Source organism: Ruegeria sp. BF10 (assembly GCF_056538725.1).
In genome coordinates this window covers 1-4447 of the sequence record NZ_JBQFTR010000014.1, presented here as the reverse complement: position 1 = coordinate 4447, position 4447 = coordinate 1, and the positions used below count along the sequence as shown (strand labels likewise).

The following is a 4447-nucleotide window of genomic DNA, read 5'->3' as shown; positions in this document are numbered from 1 at the left end:
ATGACCACACCGAAGCGCACGCCCTTGTATGACCTTCACGTCGCACTTGGCGGCAAGATGGTTGATTTTGCTGGGTGGGAGATGCCTGTTCAGTATCCTTTGGGGATCATGGGCGAGCATAAGCAGTGCCGAGAGAAGGCGGCGTTGTTTGATGTGTCTCACATGGGTCAGGTGATCCTGCGCGGCGAGAATGTGGGTGAGAAGCTGGAAGCTTTGTGCCCGCAGGCCTATGCGACGCTGAAGGAGGGCAAGGCGCGCTACGGGTTTTTCACCAATGCCGAAGGCGGGATCATGGACGATCTGATCGTGTCGAATGCGGGGGATCACTACTTCGTGGTGGTGAACGCGGCGCTGCGCCATCAGGACATTCCGCATATGCGTGACAATCTCGAAGGTGTCGATGTGACCGAGATCTTCGACCGCGCGCTGGTTGCTGTGCAGGGTCCCAAGGCCGAGGATGTGGTGGGCGCGCTCTGCCCCGCGGCCCGCGAGTTGAAGTTCATGGAAACCACCCTGGCCGATATCATGGGCGTCGAATGCCGCATCTCGCGGCTGGGCTATACCGGCGAGGACGGGTACGAGATCTCGATCCCCGAGGAAAAGGCGATCGAGATCACACAGGCTTTCCTGGCGCATGAGGATTGCGAAGCGGCGGGTCTGGGCGCACGCGACAGCCTGCGGCTCGAGGCGGGGCTGTGCCTGTATGGCAATGACATCGACCAGAGCACCTCACCGGTCGAGGCCTCGTTGGCTTGGGCGATGCAGAAGCGCCGCAAGGAAGAAGGTGGTTTCCCGGGTGCGGAGCGTATCCAGCGCGAACTGGCCGAAGGCGCATCGCGCAAGCTGGTGGGCATCAAGCCCGACGGCCGCGCGCCGGCGCGTCAGGGCGTGGAAGTGCAATGCCTTGAGGGCAACAGGATCGGTCAGATCACCTCGGGCAGCTTTGGCCCCACGGTCGGAGGCCCGATCGCGATGGGCTATGTGTCCGCGGGCCATGGCGCGCCGGGCGAGAAGGTGAACCTGATCATCCGGGGCAAGGCACAACCGGCGCAGATCGTGGCGCTGCCCTTCGTCAAACAGAATTACAAGCGTTGAAGTCAGGAGAGAGAGACATGGCAACCTATTATTCCGAAGAGCATGAATGGCTGACCGTCGAGGGCGATACCGCCACGCTGGGCATCACCAAGCACGCGGCTGAACAGCTGGGTGAAGTGGTCTTCGTCGAGCAGCAGGAAGTGGGCGACGAGTTCGAGAAAGACGGCGAGATCGGCGTGATCGAATCCGTCAAGGCCGCGTCCGAGCTTTATGCTCCGGTCGATGGCGAGATCGTCGAAGTGAACGAGGCGCTGGCCGACAACCCCGGCGCGCTGAACGAAGACCCCGAAGGCGAAGCTTGGATCTACAAGGTCAAGATTGCGGACGCATCGCAGCTTGAGGACCTGATGGACGAGGCCGGATACAAAGCCTTCATCGGCTAACCCAAACCCGAAGCCCCGCCTTTGGGGCTCCACCGCTTCATCTTTTTCCAAATACTCCCGCCGGAGGCTCCCGTAGTCTCCGCCGGCCCTGACCTATCCGTGAGGAGCGCTGCAATGGCCTTCAAACTGACCGACTACGAAGCCTATGACTTCGCCAACCGCCGCCACATTGGCCCGTCGCCCACCGAGATGCGCGACATGCTCAAGGTGATCGGCTTCAAGACGCTGGACGAGCTGATCGACGCCACCGTCCCCCCGGCGATCCGGCAGAAACAGCCGCTGGACTGGGGTCCGGCGATGACGGAACGCGATGCCCTGTTCCATATGAAACAGGTGGCGGGCAAGAACAAGGTTCTGACCTCGCTGATCGGTCAGGGCTATTACGGCACCACCACGCCGGCGCCGATCCTGCGCAACATCCTGGAAAACCCGGCCTGGTACACCGCCTACACGCCCTATCAGCCCGAGATCAGCCAGGGCCGGCTCGAGGCGCTCTTGAACTTCCAGACCATGGTCAGCGACCTGACCGGGCTGGACGTGGCCAACGCGTCCCTGCTGGACGAGGCGACCGCGGCGGCCGAGGCGATGGCGATGGCCAAGCGCGGCGGCCGGTCCAAGGCCAACAACGCGGCCTTCTTCGTGGACCGCAACTGCCACCCGCAGACCATCGCGGTGATCAAGACGCGCGCCGAGCCTCTGGGCATCGACGTGCAGGTCGCCGACCCGGATCAGCTGGACGCGGGCGCGGTATTCGGCGCGATCTTCCAGTATCCGGGCACCTATGGCCATGTGCGCGACTTCACCGCCGAAATCGCGGCGCTGCACGAGCACAAAGCCATCGCCATCGTCGCCGCCGACATCCTGTCGCTGGCGCTGCTGAAGTCACCGGGCGAGATGGGCGCGGATATCGCCATCGGCTCGACCCAGCGCTTTGGCGTGCCGATGGGCTATGGCGGTCCCCATGCTGCCTACATGGCGACCACCGACAAGCTGAAGCGGTCGATGCCGGGCCGGATCATCGGTGTGTCCATCGACAGCCGCGGCAACAAGGCCTACCGCCTGTCGTTGCAGACCCGCGAGCAGCATATCCGCCGTGAGAAGGCGAACTCGAACGTCTGCACCGCGCAGGCGCTGCTGGCGGTGATTGCCTCGATGTATGCGGTCTATCACGGCCCCGACGGCATCAAGGCCATCGCGCAATCGGTGCACCGCAAGACCTCGCGCCTGGCCGCCGGCCTGGAAGAGGCGGGCTTCTCGGTCGAACCCGAGGTGTTCTTCGACACCATCACGGTCGAGGTCGGCCACCTGCAGAAGACGGTGATGGAGGCCGCCGTGGCGCGCGGCGTCAACCTGCGCAAGGTGGGCGAGACCCGCGTCGGCATCAGCCTGGACGAGCAGACCCGCCCCGAGACCATCGAGGCCGTCTGGGGCGCCTTCGGCATCGACCGCAAGGATGACAGCTCGAACAAGCAGTACCGCCTGCCGGATTATGCGCTGCGTGAAAGCGAATATCTGACCCACCCGATCTTCCACAAGAACCGGGCCGAGGCCGAGATCACCCGCTATATGCGCCGTCTGGCCGACCGCGACCTGGCGCTGGACCGGGCGATGATCCCGCTGGGGTCCTGCACCATGAAGCTGAACGCCACGATCGAGATGATCCCGGTCACCTGGCCCGAGTTCAGCAACCTGCACCCGTTCTGCCCGGAAGATCAGGCGCAGGGCTATCACGAGATGATCGCCGATCTGAACGACAAGCTGTGCCAGATCACCGGTTATGACGCGATCTCCCAGCAGCCCAACTCGGGCGCGCAGGGGGAATATGCGGGCCTCTTGACCATCCGCAACTATCACTTCGCCCGTGGGCAGGGTCAGCGCAATGTCTGCCTGATCCCGACCTCGGCGCACGGGACCAACCCGGCCTCGGCCCAGATGGTGGGCTGGCAGGTCGTGCCGGTGCAGGCGGATGAGAACGGCAATATCGACGTCGCCGACTTCCGCGCCAAGGCGGAAAAGCACTCCGATCATCTGGCCGCCTGCATGATCACCTACCCGTCCACCCATGGCGTGTTCGAGACCACCGTGCAGGAGGTCTGCCAGATCACCCATGACCACGGCGGTCAGGTCTATATCGACGGCGCCAACATGAACGCCATGGTCGGCCTGTCGCGCCCCGGTGACATCGGCGGAGATGTCAGCCACCTGAACCTGCACAAGACCTTCTGCATCCCGCATGGCGGCGGCGGCCCCGGCATGGGCCCGATCGGCGTCAAGGCGCATCTGACCGAGCACCTGCCCGGCCACCCGGAATACGGCACCGCCGTGGGCCCGGTCTCGGCGGCGCCCTTCGGCTCGCCCTCGATCCTGCCCGTGTCCTGGGCCTATGTGCTGCTGATGGGTGGCGCGGGGCTGACGCAGGCCACAAAAGTGGCGATCCTGAACGCCAACTACATCGCGGCGCGGCTCAAGGATGCCTATCCGATCCTTTATACCTCGGAAACGGGCCGGGTGGCGCATGAATGCATCCTCGACACCCGTCCGCTGGACGCCGAGGCGCATGTCACCGTGGATGACATCGCCAAGCGCCTGGTCGATTCAGGCTTCCACGCGCCGACGATGAGCTGGCCGGTGGCCGGCACCCTGATGGTGGAGCCCACGGAATCGGAACCCATGGCCGAACTGGACCGTTTCTGCGACGCCATGCTGTCGATCCGCGCGGAAGCGCAGGACATCATCGACGGCAAGATCGATGCGGACAACAACCCGCTGAAAAACGCCCCACACACGGTGCGCGATCTGGTCGGCGACTGGGACCGCCCCTACACCCGCGAACAGGCCTGCTTCCCGCCGGGTTCCATGGGCGTCGACAAATACTGGTCCCCCGTCAACCGCGTCGACAACGCATACGGCGACCGAAACCTCGTCTGCACATGCCCCCCAATGGACGCATACCAAGACGCCGCGGAATA

The 4447-nt window shown here is 64.2% G+C and carries 3 protein-coding genes; all 3 read left to right on the top strand.

Annotated features, from left to right (window positions below):
- Nucleotides 1-1095, top strand: coding sequence for a glycine cleavage system aminomethyltransferase GcvT (gene gcvT, locus ACR0DJ_RS20445; RefSeq protein ID WP_480686143.1), 1095 nt, complete (start codon nt 1-3; stop codon nt 1093-1095).
- A 17-nt stretch (nt 1096-1112) separates the two neighbouring features.
- Nucleotides 1113-1478 (top strand): glycine cleavage system protein GcvH, encoded by a 366-nt coding sequence (gene gcvH / locus ACR0DJ_RS20440; protein ID WP_170345522.1) that lies wholly within the window; start codon nt 1113-1115, stop codon nt 1476-1478.
- A gap of 114 nt (nt 1479-1592) precedes the next feature.
- Nucleotides 1593-4447, top strand: a 2855-nt coding sequence (gene gcvP, locus ACR0DJ_RS20435; protein ID WP_480686142.1) for an aminomethyl-transferring glycine dehydrogenase, incomplete at its 3' end; no start/stop codon positions are given.